This is a genomic window from Mesotoga sp. Brook.08.105.5.1, assembly GCF_002752635.1.
GTDB lineage: Bacteria > Thermotogota > Thermotogae > Petrotogales > Kosmotogaceae > Mesotoga.
In genome coordinates this window covers 1-15040 of sequence record NZ_AYTW01000048.1, presented here as the reverse complement: position 1 = coordinate 15040, position 15040 = coordinate 1, and the positions used below count along the sequence as shown (strand labels likewise).

The following is a 15040-nucleotide window of genomic DNA, read 5'->3' as shown; positions in this document are numbered from 1 at the left end:
CATTAATGAAGATAACACAACCCGGCAAGGTAACGCCTCAAGAAGAACTCGCTCTCTGAATACAGAGTTTGTAGTGGCAAAATTCTTAGTTTCTAAAAATACTTTCGCTTGTTTAGCTGTTTTCAGAAGATTAAGTGATAAACTCAAGAGTCCCGAATTTTCTCCGGTTCCCTTATGCGAGACGACTTCATTTTCAAAGAGCTCTACTTTGATTTCAGATGAAAGTGACTCATCTACCTTTCCACTCATCCTTCCCTCAACAGGCGAAATGAGCTGTGGTCCGTTAGTTTTTCTTGCATTAATTCGCAGAAGAAACCTCCTCTGTCTCAATTCAATGTACACTCTATCCTCAGATACGTCTAACATGATTATGCTTACGCCCTTGTACGTGGTAAACCTGTAAAGCTTCTCTCCCAGAATGAACGCACAGAGACAACCGGTGAAACTCTTCCCCAACCATGGAATTGTTGCAATAGAAAGTATTAATGAAGTCCTATTCTAATCGAAGTTGTTGCTCTGCATCCAAATCCAGGCGTCTGGCAAGGATCTTCCCCAATCCTTTTCTATATAGCCTTTGCCTCCAGTTAGATCTATCACTTCATCATCTATCTCGACCTCTCATTCCAGATAGTGGTCCATTCTAACTACACCGTGATAACACTCCATGTAAGGCACAAAAGAGAACGGTCACATAATCCCGGGAGAGTAGAATCTCCTTGGTCATAGAAAAGGGTCAATCAGTCGAATTTCACCGACGATTTTCTGATTATCGTCTTCCATATTCAAAACCGCTCTGTCAGTCAAAAACCGATTATTATCGATCTCTACGGCAAAGCGCTTTGGATCGGAACGAAAACTGTCTAAAAGTAAGAGATGTTGCAAGATTCATTCCTGTTTCCCGAAAGAAACTGAATAAAGCAGTGCGATTCGGTTCATCCGGAAGACATGGATACTCCTGGAATGACAGCAAAGGATTTATACCCTCTTCTGTCAACAAACTTGAAGTACCATCCTTCAAAGAAGCCCTTTTTAGAAGCACTGCCATGATATAGGGTTGAATCGAACAACGCGTTTAGATTCACGAAGCACCTCCACAAAGATACTATTTGTCTGAAACGGGATACTCTGCAATATTCTCAAGTATACAGTTCCTTCAGAACTGCTTAATGTTAAAATTGATTATTATTAAATAGGTTAACAGCCGCCGAGATTTGAATGCAGAATCGGTCTGATCTGTGATTCCTTTTGAGTGATGTTCTATCTTCGGGATTTTATTCTGAAATCATAATCTCTGTAATCGAATTGTGGGAGGTAATAATGGGAGATGAAGTCCACGTACTATTAGAATTCAGCGAAGGCTTCTCTGGATCGGGAATAACTGACTCCGGATACCAGATTAGAATTGGCGCTGATGGCGCGGTCCCTTACGACTTGCTCTTGATGGGTCTGGGCTCTTGCTTGTACGCAACGTTTCTGGAGATCCTCGGTAAGAAGAAGATAAGTTTCACCTCAACCAAAATCGAGGTGTCGGGTGAGAAGAGGCGAGAAATCCCAACAACTCTTGAATCTTGTTTCATCACAGTCATTATTGTCGGAACAGATAAGTCTCATTGGAAATCAGTAGAGAAATCTTTTGAGTTGGCCACAAAGTATTGTTCGATATATAAGACGATTTCTGGTGTAGCAGAAATCAACTGGGAAGTGAGTTTTGTTGACCTGAGCTTTGTTCGAAAGGCTGGTTGTTATGAAGAGAATGGGTGATATGTTACTATCTCCGAATAGCGGTTCAGAAATAATGATAGGAAATACCGCGATTGTAAGAGCGATGCTGGAAGCAGGTGTTAGGGTTGTTACTTCGTATCCCGGATCTCCCACTCCAGAAATTGCAGCTGCAATAGCCTCTCTCCCTGCTGAGAAGAACCCTATGTACTTCGAGTTCTCTGTAAATGAAAAGGTTGCGACGGAGGTTGCCTTCGGGGCCTCAGTTAATGGGCATCTTTCGTGCGTGTTCTTCAAGAGCGTCGGCATAAATGTGGCTGCAGATACTTTCGTTCAACTCTCTCTAATGGAACTCATTGGAGGCATGGTAATTGTATTGGGCGATGATCCGGGAGCAAACTCCTCACAAAATGAGCAGGACAACCGTCACTATGCGCATCTCTCATACACTCCAATCCTAGAGCCTTCAACACCTTCAGAAGCATACTCGATGTTTCTAGAAGCATCAAGACTTTCGCAAGAGATGCGTATGCCTGTAATTGTGAGACTCTCGACTCACGTATGCCACGCCAAAGAAAAGGTGGAGTTTAAGGAATTGATTTTCCAGGTGCAAGATAACCGGCCAAAATTCAGTCTTGAGAATGGGCCATATATTCCAATAACTGCTGAAGCTCTTAAAATGAAGCGAAGAGCTCTGAAGAAACTCGAGGAGTTCAGAAAGACTACGGAGAAAAGCTGCCTGAATAGTGTCATTGAAGGCTCAGACAAATCAAGAGGGGTAATCACGGCCGGAGCCCCATTTCTCTCTCTTCAGGACGTCCTTAGTCTGTCAGATAAACGTCCGGATATTCTCAAGCTGGGAATAGTGCATCCTCTTTCTGAAAGGGAAGTTGTGGATTTCCTTTCTTCTCATGAAGAGGTAAAGGTCCTTGAAGAACTTGACAACGTGATAGAGAAAGAAGTCAAGGCAATTGCGTATGACCACAAACTGAATACAAGAATAACTGGAAAGCAAGACATCGAGGACTGGATAGGAGAGTATACACCAGACAAAGTTAGGGAGGTATTGTCAAGAATTTGGCCTGACGTTGTCAGTCCTCCTGGAGTAGAAACTGAGCCAATCGAGCTTGCGCCAAGACCAGCTCAGATGTGCCCTGGCTGCGGTCATAGATCAGCATTCTACGCCATCAAGAAAGTCCTGCATGCCTCTGATATTTCCGTGGCAGACATTGGATGCCATACACTCGGGTATCTCGAGCCGTATAGAGTGGGGCAAGTACTTCTTTGCATGGGGCATTCAAGCGGAACTGCTTCTGGCCTTTCATTATTCAATGACACAAGAAGAGTCGTGGCCTTCCTTGGTGATTCCACTTTCTTTCATTCAGGACTACCGGGCATTGTCAACGCGATCTTCAACAAACATAATTTCACACTGATTGTCATGGAAAATGGCACAACAGCAATGACAGGTCATCAGAATCATCCCGCCGTAGGGCGGAACTTCAGAGAAGTGACTCAGAAGATTCCCGTTAGGAAGGTTCTGGAAGGACTGGGTGTAGATAATATTCGAGAAGTCGATGCCTACAACCAGTCAAAGCTTAAGCAGTACGTTGAAGAAGCCCTGGCAGAAGACGGCCTCAAGGTCATTATCGCCAAACATCCATGTATGTTGAAGTTCACAAGAGAATTGCGCAGAAGCGGTAGGTCACTGCCGAACCCCGTGAGAGTCGGCAACAAATGCAACAGGAAGTACATTTGCGTCAGTGACTTTGCATGTCCCAGCTACCAGCTTTCTGATGACGGTTCGGTCTGGGTACAAAACGATCTCTGCATAGGAGACAGATCTTGCGTCCAGACATGTCCTTCGGATGCGATTGCTTCCGAAGATAGATAAAGGATGTGAGAGAATGGAGAAATTCGACATATACATTACGGGAGTTGGCGGTCAGGGAATAGGTCTCCTCAGTGAAGCTCTATTAAGAGCGATCGACCATTCCGAGCAGAGGGGTATTGGGGCAGACACACACGGATTGGCTCAGAGAGGTGGCATGGTTTCTTCTCACTTAAGAATCGGTCACGGAGCCTACTCGGTTCTGATAATGAAGCACAGCGCAGACATGGTTATAGCACTTGAGCGCCATGAGGCTCTGAGAGGAATGGGAAACTATCTGAAGAAAGGCGGAACACTTATATACTATGATACTGTCTGGCAACCACTGGAAGTTCGTCTAGGAAGAGCAGAAGAGATTAAGAATGAAGATATTGAGCGAGAAGCCGACAAGAGAGATGTAAAGGTAGTAAAGGTATTGGTCGAGAATTTGAAAGATTCTAGAATGCAAAACGTAGTTCTCATGGGCAAGATTGCTCATGAGGGGCTTATTCCAGGTGTAACCGTTAAACATTTCGAACTAGCTCTCTCAGACCTTATGGAAGGAGACCTGCTCAGGAACAATCTTGAGCTCTTTGGAGAGCTTTCCAAACAAGGGTGATTAACATGGCCTTCGATGTTGCAGTCATTGGTGCGGTCGGAATCGATACGAATGTCTATCTGTCGGATTCTAAAGTAAATCTCTCTGTCGAAACGAGTTTTGGCGAGAACCTTGATTGCATAGGACAAGCAGGTGGATATGCCTGCCAGGGTTTTGAGAGACTTGGTTATAGAGTCTGCTTTGTTGGTTATGTCGGCGAAGACTTCTCAGGGAAATACATTCGACAGATTCTTACAGAGTTGGGTATAGACACCAGTCTGCTGATGATAGACCCACTAGGAACGAAGAGAAGCGTAAACCTCATGTATATGAACGGAGGCCGAAAGAACTTCTATGATGGCAAAGGGGCAATGAACCTCTGCCCCAATATCGAAGACATTAGGTCACATCTATCTGGAACAAAGCTAGCCCATGTAAACATCGTGAACTGGACTAGATTTCTGCTTAAACCACTGAAAGAAGAGGGCCTAATTCTTTCGGTAGATATCCAGGATGTCACAGACTCAGACGATCCCTATAGAAAGGACTTCATAGAAGAGGCTGATGTTCTATTCTTCTCTTCAACAAACTTCGCTGACCCGTATCATCTGATCAAGAAGTATCTCGAAATTAGAGGCGACAGGATAGTCGTATGTGGAATGGGGAAGAGGGGTTGCGCAATTGGCTCAAATAAGGATATTGAGTACTTCGATCCAGTTGAATTGGAAGAACCCGTTGTGGACGCAAATGGGGCCGGCGACAGCCTCGCCGTAGGTTTTCTTTCAAGTCATTACTTCGAAGGCTATTCAATAGAAGACGCGATTCTGAGGGGTCAGATAGCTGCTAGATATTGCTGCACAAAAAAGGGAACATCATCGGAGCTAATAACGAGTGAGCATCTAGATAGGCTGTTCAAACAGATCAATACAAGTCGCAAACAAGATCAGTAAACGCTACGGGATTATCTCTGAGTCAATCAGAAGAGGAGTGCCGGCTAAGAGCCGGCTTCCCCTCTACTTTCATTCAGGTCTCACATCCGGAAAGACAATTACGTCTTTACTTGGCAGACCCACGAAAAGCACTTCATTTGTTATGTAATTCATCACTACAATCCTGTGCATGCCCTGCTGGTCCTTCTCAGTGAAGTATACGAGATTCCCTTCTATCTTCACTGAAGGTACCGGCGCATCCATGAAGAGAGTGCTGTCAGATATTACCCTATCCCGGCCGTTCACCGTGTCAAACACATGCAAAGAGGCGTACAAGAAGTCCGCATAGTCCTCAGGATACTCAAAATAGACTATTTTCCCGTCTTCACCAAACTCAGCCCAGAAAGCCGGCGCATCTGTATTCAGTACAGACTCTGTGTCAAGCTGAACTATGTTTCCTTCGTAATCTATCACGAACGTCTTCTCGTTTGAAAGAAAGACAAAGTGATTGTAGTCTTCAATCGTTTCTTGCACTTCTCCAGATTCCACATCTATAATCGAGAACACATCCCAACCGGTGGACACAGCTATTCTTGATCCATCAGGAGACCATGCAACCGGTATCATACCGTAATCTGCCTCCATTGACCATAGGACGCCAATATCACTGTCAACCATCGAAATTGTCTCTCGCCAGGTGTCCATTAGCAAGAACCTTGTTCTGTCAGGCGAAAGCGAATAGACGTCAACTCCATCGAATCTCGCCTTTTTCTCACCTTCTACGACAACCCCGCCCATATTTTCGGAGATGTAAACGTAAGTACTGGCATCCAAGAACTGCCCGTATATGGAATTGACTAGCGTACCCTGAAGAACTCCCTCAATATCGTAGAATCCTATGCTGATTTTCTCAAAATCGAAGTTTACTGAAGTATATGATACTACCGAAGCCTCCTCAGCAAGGATTTCGGTTAATCTCTTCGGCTCAGGAACTCTGGAAACCCAGGAGAAGATCCAGGAAAGTTCAGGATAATTCGCAACAAACTCCTGAATATTCGCGTGCAACGACGTTTCGTCATCTGAAAGCACAATCGCTCTGAATAACGCATTGACATTGTCCGGGACATATATATAGTAGATCAGAGCCAGGGCTTCGTGAATCTCCGTTCCATCATCATATGCTTTACCCTGCAGAAACCATTCTACTGCGTCATCGTAAAAGCCTTTCTCAAGATCAAGAATCCCATTCAGGTAGTAGAACATCGGTTCCCTCTCTAGCAATCGAGAGCTCTCGTTCAGCAGATTTCTTGCAGCATAAAAGTCATAGTCATCTATCATCCCAATGATGTAAGGTATTAGATAGTCTGTCTCCCCCAAATCCTCAACTAGAATTCTAGATACTATCAAATTCAGATCTGCAGGATACAGTTCAACAGATTGATCATGTAGGAAGATGTATGTTTCTAGCTGCCCTTCTCCAAGTCTGTCAACAGATTCGCGGACTATCTCTTCAGATAGATCCCAGCTGCTGTTCACTGCCTTAAGATACAGAAGCAGCGAATCTTTATTGGGCTTAAGCTCAAAGAAGACTCCAGAGACATCCTCGGCATAGTCTGAGTAATAGTTCTCGAGAAGTCTCTCAATTCCGTACTTGATCACTTGAAACATAGGTTCTGGAACTTCATCAATCGAAGCTACTACATCTTTCAAAAGCGTTCCGTAGCTCTCGAAGTCATAGTTATCATCGTAGATCTTCAATAAAGCCTGAAGGCTCTCCACATCCATAGGATTCTCGGCCAGCTTGGCTCTGAGTTCTTCAACTTGCGCCGTCACAATCAGCGGCGTAATGAGTAGAAGCAGTACGAATATTAGTCTTTTCATCGAAACACCTCCTCGGACAATTCTAACGCTGTCGGTAGTGCATAGCTACCACGTTGAAGTGTCTATTCCTAGAAAGACGCCAGCTCACTGTCGACAAAGATCATGAGCTCCGACAAGTACTCTTCTGAGAAGTCAAATTCTATCCCAGCGCTTTCAAACAACTCATCAAGCGGCCTTGAGTAACCCATTGACAAGAACCTCTTGTAATCTTCTATTGCGCTTGATCCATTTTGCTTGTAATTTCTGTATATCGCGAGAGCACCGAGCTGAGCTATTCCGTATTCGATATAGTAGAAGGGGTTCGTAAAAATATGAGGCTGAAGAAGCCATCGGATTCTCTTTTCACTTTCCAGGCCAGTCCAGTCAACACCTGCATTGAAGCGTTCAAAGATTTCGGCAAACTTCTCGTCTCTTTCATCGGGAGAATGATCGGGATATGTATAGATCCACTGCTGAAACGAGTCAACAACCATGCACCAGGGTAAGAAGCTCAAAGTACCGGTCAGTTCTTCTCGCCTGGCAATTGTTATCTCATCTGCGCTGTAGTACTCGTCCCAGTAATCCATCGTCAGGAGTTCCATAGACATAGAGGCAAGCTCGGCTGCTTCATGCGTTGTATGTCTGTACGTGATCAACCTTTCGTCTGCCGTAGCAAATGAATGCATTGCGTGGCCAGACTCGTGAAGGATTGTCCGGACGTTTGCAGGAGTTCCCGTAGCATTCATGAAAATAAATGGAGCACCAGTTTCATCAAGAGGATAGTTATAGCCACCTGGAGCCTTTCCCTTTCTGTTTTCAAGATCTAGCAGGCCGTTATCCCTCATCTTAGATAAGTTTTTACCGAACTCTTGATCGACTCTCTCAAGAATCCTGATAGCTTTGTCAACAAACTCATTCATATTACTGAATGGTTTAAGCACCTTCCCTGAGGGTACAACATTCATGTCCCATGGTTTCAACCTCTCCAGTCCAAGCTCTCGACTTCTTTTCTCATTTAGCTTGGAAACGTAAGGAACCACTACCTTCTCTACTGAATCGTGGAATCTAAGCACATCCTCGACCGAATACGCAAATCTGTTTTTCTTCTGGTGCATATAATCCCTGTAAGTTGCAAAACCTGCATTCCTCGCCTGCGGAACTCTTATCGAGAGAAGTTTGCCAAACAGATCCTCCATGCTCTCATGAACTTCTTTCAGCTTTACCATCGAAAGGCGCCATGCCTCTTCCCTGGTTGAACGATCAGGTTCAAGTTGAAACTTTGAGAGTTGAGACAGTGTGTACTCCTGTTCTCCATACTTAACAGTCAGAGAACCAATACTTGCCGCATATTCAGAACTTAAATTCTTCTCCTGAACCTCCAGAGGAAGGTTCTCTTCTCTGAATAGTTTTACTGTATTGGAGACGATCGTATCGAAGTTCTCGTATCTGATTCGATCTAATTCGCTTCTGAAATCACTGTCTAAATACTTTTTCATCAGCATAATCCTATAAGGCTCCGCTTTGGAATATACCTCAGCGTAGAATCTCGAGTACTCCTGCCTCTTATCCTCGCTGTCGGCAGCCCTAGTCATGTCTATATACTTCCACGCGAGTCTTTCCTGAAGAATCATGAACAACTCACTCCAGAAGTAAAGAAAATCCTCAAGAGAAGCTCTGTCTACTATCGGATACTCTTCCAGTCTCCTGAGCTCTTTCTCAAGGTCTTCCCATATGGAGAGGTCAACGTCTTCGCCGACATATCTTCTCTGAAGCTCTCTAATTGTCTTGCCACTCATTATTGAACCTCCTGTCTCGAATATGTGTAGTCAGTGTAAACTAAATTATACACGGTCTGCCCTTCAGTCGTTGAACACTAGATCTCCATAACCAATGTTTTAGCAGATCCTGGCTCAGTTATTGGAAATCGTTCCTGCAATGATAGACTTATCATTAGAAGGAGGCATTAAATTGTCGCGAATTGCCGTTGTTGGTGAACTGCTTATTGACCTGATATCAAGCAGTTTTGTGAGAGATCTTGGCGAAGCTACTTCTTTCAAAAGATACTTTGCCGGTTCTCCAGGAAACCTTGCTGTAAATCTTCATGATCTAGGTGTTGACGCTACTCTTCTCTCCAGAGTAGGCGATGATTCCTTTGGAAGAGCTTATCTTAAACACCTCGCTTCGCGAGGAATAAATATCTCTTATGTTCAGAGAGACGTGGAAGCACATACTTCAATCGTATTCGTTTCGAAGTCACAATCATCCCCACAGTTCATAGCTTTTAGAGGTGCGGATTGTTTTCTTGAAGAACCGGTGGATATCGTGAGTTTTCTCAAAGATGTGGAATTCATTCATTTCACATCTTGGCCATTCTCATGTGAGCAGTCGCGGCTGGCATGCATGAAGCTGGTGAGAAAGGCATTGGAAGCGGGAATAAAGATAACATTTGATCCCAACTACAGAAGGGTTCTCTGGGATCGAGAGGATGATGGTTCGGAATTCATAAAGGAATTCCTGAAGTACGCATTCATTGTAAAACCTTCTGAAGATGATGCCTTACATATCTTCGGTACCGGAGATCCTCATGAATACATTGATAAGTTTCATAATGCCGGCGCCTCAAATGTCGTCCTGACTTTGGGCCACAAAGGATCTGTGATTTCTGACGGTCACAAAACTGAAACACTCTCTCCATGCGCAAGAAGAGTAGTGGACACCACCGGTGCGGGAGATGCTTTTTGGTCCGGTATCCTATATGGCCTCCTTCAAGGGAAGGATATCTTTGAATCGGCCGCTTATGGGAACTATTGTGCCGCCTTTAGAATCGAACATGAGGGAAAGGATGTAATTCTGCCTTCTATAGACGCTTTGAAGGCCATTTTCGAGGCAGGTGATGACTTGTGAGAGTGGCATTTATAAATCCCCAGGGAAACTTCGATAAGAATGACAGCTACTGGACAACGCATCCGGACTTTGGAGGTCAGCTGGTCTATGTGAAGGAAGTTGCATCGGCTATGTCAGAAATGGGAATCAACTGTGACATAATAACGAGAAGGGTTATCGACGACAAATGGCCTGAGTTTGCCGAGGAATTCGATTCCTATCGAGGAAAAGATAGCCTCAGAATCATAAGAATCCCTTTTGGTCCAGAAGGCTTCTTGAGCAAGGAGAGACTTTGGCCTTTCTTGGGGGAGTTCTCAAGACGAATTAGAGAATTTTATTCGTCGGAAAGAACTTTACCGAATTTCGTTACTACTCATTATGGGGACGGAGGTTTGACGGGAGCTATGCTATTCAAAGACACAGGAATCCCTTACTCTTTCACAGCCCACTCCCTTGGGGCTCAAAAACTCGACAAACTACTGCAGACTGGAGCTGATCGTGCAGAGATAGAATCGAGATTCAACTTTTCCTTCCGAATAGCGGCTGAACGCATTTCGATGAAGTATTCGGCAGTCAACTTTGTTTCCACTTCTATGGAGAGGTTCCAGCAGTACAGTCACAGACTCTATCGAGACTTTTCAGAAGTGGGCAACGATTCAAAATACTCCGTTGTTCCCCCGGGAGTCAACACAGACATCTTCGCTGCAAGTCCTACTGAACTTGACACAATCATTGAAAAGAGATACAAAGAGGCGGTAGAGAGATTCTCTAAACCGTCCAGACTCCAACTCCCGATGATCATCATTTCTAGCAGATTGGAACAGAAGAAGAATCACATGGGAGTAGTAAGGGCCTTTTCTAGCGATGGCAAACTGAACATTTCCTGCAACCTTATTATTGTTACTCGGGGTCTGAATAATCCCTATGATGAGTACAAATCTCTTCAAGAACCTGACCGAACTGTTCTGGGCGAGATTATTGATCACATTTTCAAGAATAATCTCGAAGAGAGAGTCCTCTTTATGAACATAGAGAATCAGTTGGAGCTTTCAGCTCTATACAGAATAGGGGCAAAGAGAAGATCTGTTTTTGCCCTTACTTCCCTGTATGAACCGTTCGGACTTGCCCCAATCGAGGCTATGGCCTGCGGTCTACCGGCTGTTGCAACATCTAACGGAGGCCCTACAGAGAGCATGAGAGAAAACAATGTTGAATACGGAGTTCTGGTGGACCCTCTTGAAACGGATGATATCGCCAGAGGGTTGAAAAGGGTCCTTTTCACCAGTGAAGATTTCTGGAATGAATTGAGCTCGAGAGGTATTGACCGTGTTACTGAGAAATACACATGGCGTTCTACTGCGGAAGGTTATCTTAACCAGATCAAAGAGAAAATCAGGTCTGAATATCCAGAGCCTGAAATCCCGGACTATCTTTACTCTGGTGATGACATCCCCTTCATTGAGTAATCTGCCTGTATAACAATTGGCATTCCGGGGAGCTCTGCCGAAGAACCCGCAGTAGCCGGCTAACAATTTCGTGGATGACGGAGGGAAGATGTGAAGTACAACTTTGACAGAGTTATCGAAAGAAGAGGAACGAATTGCATAAAATGGGACCACGCCAACCTTTTCTTTGGGCGGAATGATTTGCTACCTATGTGGGTTGCCGACATGGACTTTGAGTCACCTCCCGAAGTTATTGAAGCGATAGTTGCCAGAGCTAGACACGGCATCTATGGTTATACTGCGAGATCAGACGGATATTACGAATCGATTGTAAGATGGCTCAATAAGAGACATGGATGGAAAATCGAAAAGGAATGGATTTCACATGCACCGGGAGTAGTAGCGGCAGTTCACATAGCGGTGATGGCGTTTTCCCATCCAGGTGACAAAGTGATTGTCCAAACTCCAGTCTACTATCCTTTCTTCAAAGCGATTACAGAGACAGGACGCCAGATGGTTCGGAACCCTTTGAAAGAATCCGGTTTACATTACACAATGGATTTTGATGATCTTGAGAAGAAGATCGATTCAAGAACGAAGATTCTTATTCTCTGTAGTCCTCACAACCCGGTTGGAAGAGTATGGAAGGAAGATGAGCTTTCTAGACTCACTGATATTTGTTTCAGGAAAAACGTGCTAATAGTATCAGACGAGATCCATTCAGACCTGGTTTTTGGCAACTGCAAACATATTCCAACCGCGGCGATTTCTGAAAGTTCATCATCTATCACGTTGACTTGTTTGGCGCCAAGCAAGACCTTTAATCTCGCAGGGCTTTCATCTGCAGCAGTGATCTCTTCAAACAGAAGACTTCTCGACGAATACTCAAACATGCTGAACTCTTTGGGCTTAGGGATGTCGAATGTTTTCGGTACAGTTGCTCTCGAAACAGCTTACAACCATGGAGAAAAATGGTTGGAAGAGCTGCTGAAGTACATAAATGCCAACTTTGAGTACATGAGAGACTTCTTGAAAACCAACTACTCAGAAGTGAGAGTCACTGAGCTTGAAGGTACTTATCTCGCATGGGTCGATTTTAGAGCAACGGGTATGAGCGTTGAAGAACTTAGAAGTTTTCTCTACGAAAAGGCAAAAGTCGGGTTTGAGGATGGTTCAGTATTCGGTATCGAAGGAGAAGGATTCATGAGAGTAAATCTCGCATGCCCCAGAGCTATACTTGAAGAAGCGATGAAGAGATTGATGGAAGCCAGGAAGTGATCCAAAAGTCAAACTACTTCGAAACTTCGTAACTTACTCCGACAGAGAGAAAAGAAATACATAGAGACTTAAGAAACGGTCACGTCGAGTTAATTGACATATTGCTTGTTTCAACTAGAATAATCCAAGAACTAGAACCTAATGCAGAACTTAAAAACACCAGCTTTGCTGTTCGACACGACACGATTAAACAGATGCAGATATTCTAACCCCACCCCTGTTCGGAAATTCCCAAATCGCAAACAGACCCTCAAAGAGAGGGTCTGTTTATTGTTGTATAAATGTCCTCGGCCACTTATCTGTTTAACTTGAACGAGGTGTATCGTCTGTTATCGGTAAACACTATGTTGAGACCGACAATCTCAGAAACTCTCTTCATTGTATCTAAGGTATAGAAAGATATGTGACTCATATCCCTCATGTAGTACCATTCTATGAATTCCTGTCTGTCCTCAGGATGGAAGAGCGTCATCACTGATAGAACTCCATCATCTTCTAGACAGTCGGAAAGCATTTTGAAATACGCAATGGGTTCATCTAGGTGTTCAAAGACTTCTGTTGAGGTTATGAGGTTGTACTTTTTCCCCAGAAAGACCTTCTCTGGCGAGAAGTAGTAATCGTATATCTCCATATTGAATCCATAATCCCTTTCAAGTATCTTTGCAAGAACCGGTGTCGGACCACTCCCAAAATCAAGCCCTCTTCTTCCTTCAGATAGAAAATCGGTGACTGCGGTATCGATGAAGTCTCTGAAATAGGCAACGTATCTCGGATCGTCAATGCTGTTGTTGTGTCTTCTATAGATCTTTAATTCATCTTCCGGAGAGATCCGATCTGCCTCGTGTTTCGAGATGAAACCGCAGTTATCACAGCAATTGTAACCCACCCCGAATTTGCGGTGAACAATTCTTTCGGTTTTCGAGCCGCATATTAGGCAGTTAACAGCCTTCCTTTCATCAATCAAAATTGCCTCCTTCAGTTCTTTTAGATTATACATCTGGCGTCCAGTCGAGTTGTTTAGTGAAGGCAAACGAGTACACCATTTGGGTTATTATGAGATTCTATGATGCAGTAACTAGAATTTATGCACAGTGAAGTTGATCATTTCCAACAATCTTGCAGTACTTGGAAACAATCATTTGTCATTGAAGTGCATATTTCTCCAAAGAGCATACGAAAGATGGTGACATTCACTATTTTTCTTTATTACAGAGCAAATTATGGAATTGAGTTGAAAATTAGTTATTGTAAGTGAAGATTCTTTTAGTTGACGCCTTGACTTTTTATGTTTTGTTGTGATATATTATGAATGTAGAACCTGAGATTAATAAAAAGGGGTGTAGATATGAGAAAAGTTAAGGATCCAGCTTCCATTGAAAGAGCCGTTCAGAAGTTCAAGGAAAAGGTTGCCAAGGAGTCTTTCCCACAGTATCTATGAAGGAGGTAAGAAAGATGAAAGGAAGAGAAAGGAAGATTCATTACAAGGAAAGAGAGTTCTACCCGGAGATCGTTGAAGATTCACTGAGAGCTAGACCGATTAACGTTAGGTAAGAGAGAAGGAGGAGAGTAGATGAGATTTAAAGAGAAGAGAAACTTGAAGGCAATAGACAGATTGATCGAGAGTGAAAGAGACAGCGTTTACAGCAATCTATTATTCAGTCCAAGATTCTAAGAAGAGGAGGGATGAAGATGAAAAGGAGAAGCATGAAGGAAGTAGACAGGATGATTTCTAAGGTAAGAGAGAGTGCGTTCAGTTCTTTGATGACACGTCCAAGGTTTTAACTCCGTGGAGAAGGAGGTGAGATCATTAGAGAGAAAAGAAGAGAGAATTTGGCAGATGTGGATAGGTATTTAGAGAAGGTAAAGACCGATGCTCTGAAGAGATACATGACCTCCATCCACAGCTGAGAAGAAGGCGAGGCGTGTAAATTGAGAAAATCCATTACAATACTCCATACCAAATAACTGAAGATCCGTTCCATAACTTTCTAAAGGGTCTTCAGTTTTTTGTGTAAGACTCTGTGGAAAGAGATGGAAGAAATGAAGGCGTAAAACACACCACTCACCTTCGGTGGTCATTTAAACTTGTTTGGTAAAGAGCCATGGTAGTGAACGTTACGGGAAAAGGCGGGACAGCGATCCCGTCAGGTGAGTACCAGAGGAGACAAATACAAGTGAACCACCGTGAACGTGTCGTAAGAACTACTAGTGTCATCTAAACCGGGGGGTGGAACTATCCCGGGATAAGTCTGGAGGAAACCTGCTTACTGTCCAGATGGTGACCGGCATATAGGTGGCGTGACCCTGGTACAGGCTTCGATTAGGAACTTGGGAACCTGGATCTGGATGTTAAGGGAAAAGCCGCAAGTGGAAGACCCACGAGGGTGAAAGTACCGATGCCAGATTCAGGGGCGGAACAGTCCGTAGTAGTGATGAAGCTCCTGTAATGGGAGTGGAG

General features: G+C 44.0%; 12 protein-coding genes and 1 pseudogene. 7 read left to right on the top strand and 6 right to left on the bottom strand.

What is annotated here, in order from left to right; genetic code table 11:
* The 3 genes and pseudogenes from V512_RS15210 to V512_RS15200 all read right to left on the bottom strand — a co-directional run.
* Nucleotides 1-342 (bottom strand): annotated as a pseudogene (locus V512_RS15210) (hypothetical protein); the annotation flags it as partial.
* A 156-nt stretch (nt 343-498) separates the two neighbouring features.
* Nucleotides 499-597 carry a tocopherol cyclase family protein gene (locus tag V512_RS15205; RefSeq protein ID WP_243392439.1) on the bottom strand — a complete coding sequence of 33 codons (99 nt, stop codon included), beginning with the start codon at nt 595-597 and terminating at the stop codon, nt 499-501.
* A gap of 335 nt (nt 598-932) precedes the next feature.
* Complete coding sequence (locus tag V512_RS15200) at nt 933-1082, bottom strand: hypothetical protein (protein ID WP_243392438.1); 150 nt, start codon at nt 1080-1082, stop codon at nt 933-935.
* A 235-nt stretch (nt 1083-1317) separates the two neighbouring features.
* On the opposite strand from V512_RS15200, the gene V512_RS12945 reads away from it, so the two are divergent.
* Genes V512_RS12945 through V512_RS12930 form a run of 4 tightly spaced genes read left to right on the top strand, consistent with a single transcriptional unit; the run spans nt 1318 to nt 5137 of the window.
* Nucleotides 1318-1761 (top strand): OsmC family protein, encoded by a 444-nt coding sequence (locus V512_RS12945; RefSeq protein ID WP_099830876.1) that lies wholly within the window; start codon nt 1318-1320, stop codon nt 1759-1761.
* Entirely contained in the window at nt 1745-3613 is a 1869-nt protein-coding gene (locus tag V512_RS12940) for a thiamine pyrophosphate-dependent enzyme (RefSeq protein WP_099830875.1), read from the top strand. Before V512_RS12945 ends, V512_RS12940 begins: the two co-directional genes overlap by 17 nt.
* Before the next feature lie 13 nt (nt 3614-3626).
* Complete coding sequence (locus V512_RS12935) at nt 3627-4208, top strand: 2-oxoacid:acceptor oxidoreductase family protein (RefSeq protein ID WP_099830874.1); 582 nt, start codon at nt 3627-3629, stop codon at nt 4206-4208.
* A gap of 5 nt (nt 4209-4213) precedes the next feature.
* Nucleotides 4214-5137, top strand: coding sequence for a carbohydrate kinase family protein (locus tag V512_RS12930; protein WP_099830873.1), 924 nt, complete (start codon nt 4214-4216; stop codon nt 5135-5137).
* A 69-nt stretch (nt 5138-5206) separates the two neighbouring features.
* On the opposite strand, the gene V512_RS12925 is transcribed toward V512_RS12930, so the two are convergent.
* Both V512_RS12925 and V512_RS12920 read right to left on the bottom strand, forming a co-directional pair.
* The gene (locus V512_RS12925; protein ID WP_099830872.1) at nt 5207-6997 is read right to left on the bottom strand and encodes a hypothetical protein; all 1791 of its coding nucleotides are present in this window, start codon (nt 6995-6997) and stop codon (nt 5207-5209) included.
* A 68-nt stretch (nt 6998-7065) separates the two neighbouring features.
* Nucleotides 7066-8772: a M3 family oligoendopeptidase gene (locus V512_RS12920; protein WP_099830871.1), complete on the bottom strand. Its 1707-nt coding sequence runs from the start codon at nt 8770-8772 to the stop codon at nt 7066-7068.
* 172 nt (nt 8773-8944) lie between these two features.
* On the opposite strand from V512_RS12920, the gene V512_RS12915 reads away from it, so the two are divergent.
* From V512_RS12915 to V512_RS12905, 3 genes are all read left to right on the top strand, one after another.
* Nucleotides 8945-9880, top strand: coding sequence for a sugar kinase (locus V512_RS12915; protein WP_099830870.1), 936 nt, complete (start codon nt 8945-8947; stop codon nt 9878-9880).
* Nucleotides 9877-11325, top strand: coding sequence for a glycosyltransferase (locus tag V512_RS12910; protein WP_099830869.1), 1449 nt, complete (start codon nt 9877-9879; stop codon nt 11323-11325). The genes V512_RS12915 and V512_RS12910 overlap by 4 nt, the downstream gene beginning before the upstream one ends.
* A gap of 90 nt (nt 11326-11415) precedes the next feature.
* Entirely contained in the window at nt 11416-12582 is a 1167-nt protein-coding gene (locus tag V512_RS12905) for a MalY/PatB family protein (protein WP_099830868.1), read from the top strand.
* A 295-nt stretch (nt 12583-12877) separates the two neighbouring features.
* On the opposite strand, the gene V512_RS12900 is transcribed toward V512_RS12905, so the two are convergent.
* Complete coding sequence (locus V512_RS12900) at nt 12878-13546, bottom strand: class I SAM-dependent methyltransferase (RefSeq protein ID WP_243392437.1); 669 nt, start codon at nt 13544-13546, stop codon at nt 12878-12880.
* Nucleotides 13547-15040: the final 1494 nt, after the last annotated feature.

Excerpts from the sequence above, each read along its gene's own strand:
- V512_RS12945 (WP_099830876.1), top strand. The coding sequence starts at position 1,318 with ATGGGAGATGAAGTCCACGTACTATTAGAATTCAGCGAAGGCTTCTCT.
- V512_RS12940 (WP_099830875.1), top strand. The coding sequence starts at position 1,745 with ATGAAGAGAATGGGTGATATGTTACTATCTCCGAATAGCGGTTCAGAA.
- V512_RS12935 (WP_099830874.1), top strand. The coding sequence starts at position 3,627 with ATGGAGAAATTCGACATATACATTACGGGAGTTGGCGGTCAGGGAATA.
- V512_RS12930 (WP_099830873.1), top strand. The coding sequence starts at position 4,214 with ATGGCCTTCGATGTTGCAGTCATTGGTGCGGTCGGAATCGATACGAAT.
- V512_RS12925 (WP_099830872.1), bottom strand. The coding sequence starts at position 6,997 with ATGAAAAGACTAATATTCGTACTGCTTCTACTCATTACGCCGCTGATT.
- V512_RS12920 (WP_099830871.1), bottom strand. The coding sequence starts at position 8,772 with ATGAGTGGCAAGACAATTAGAGAGCTTCAGAGAAGATATGTCGGCGAA.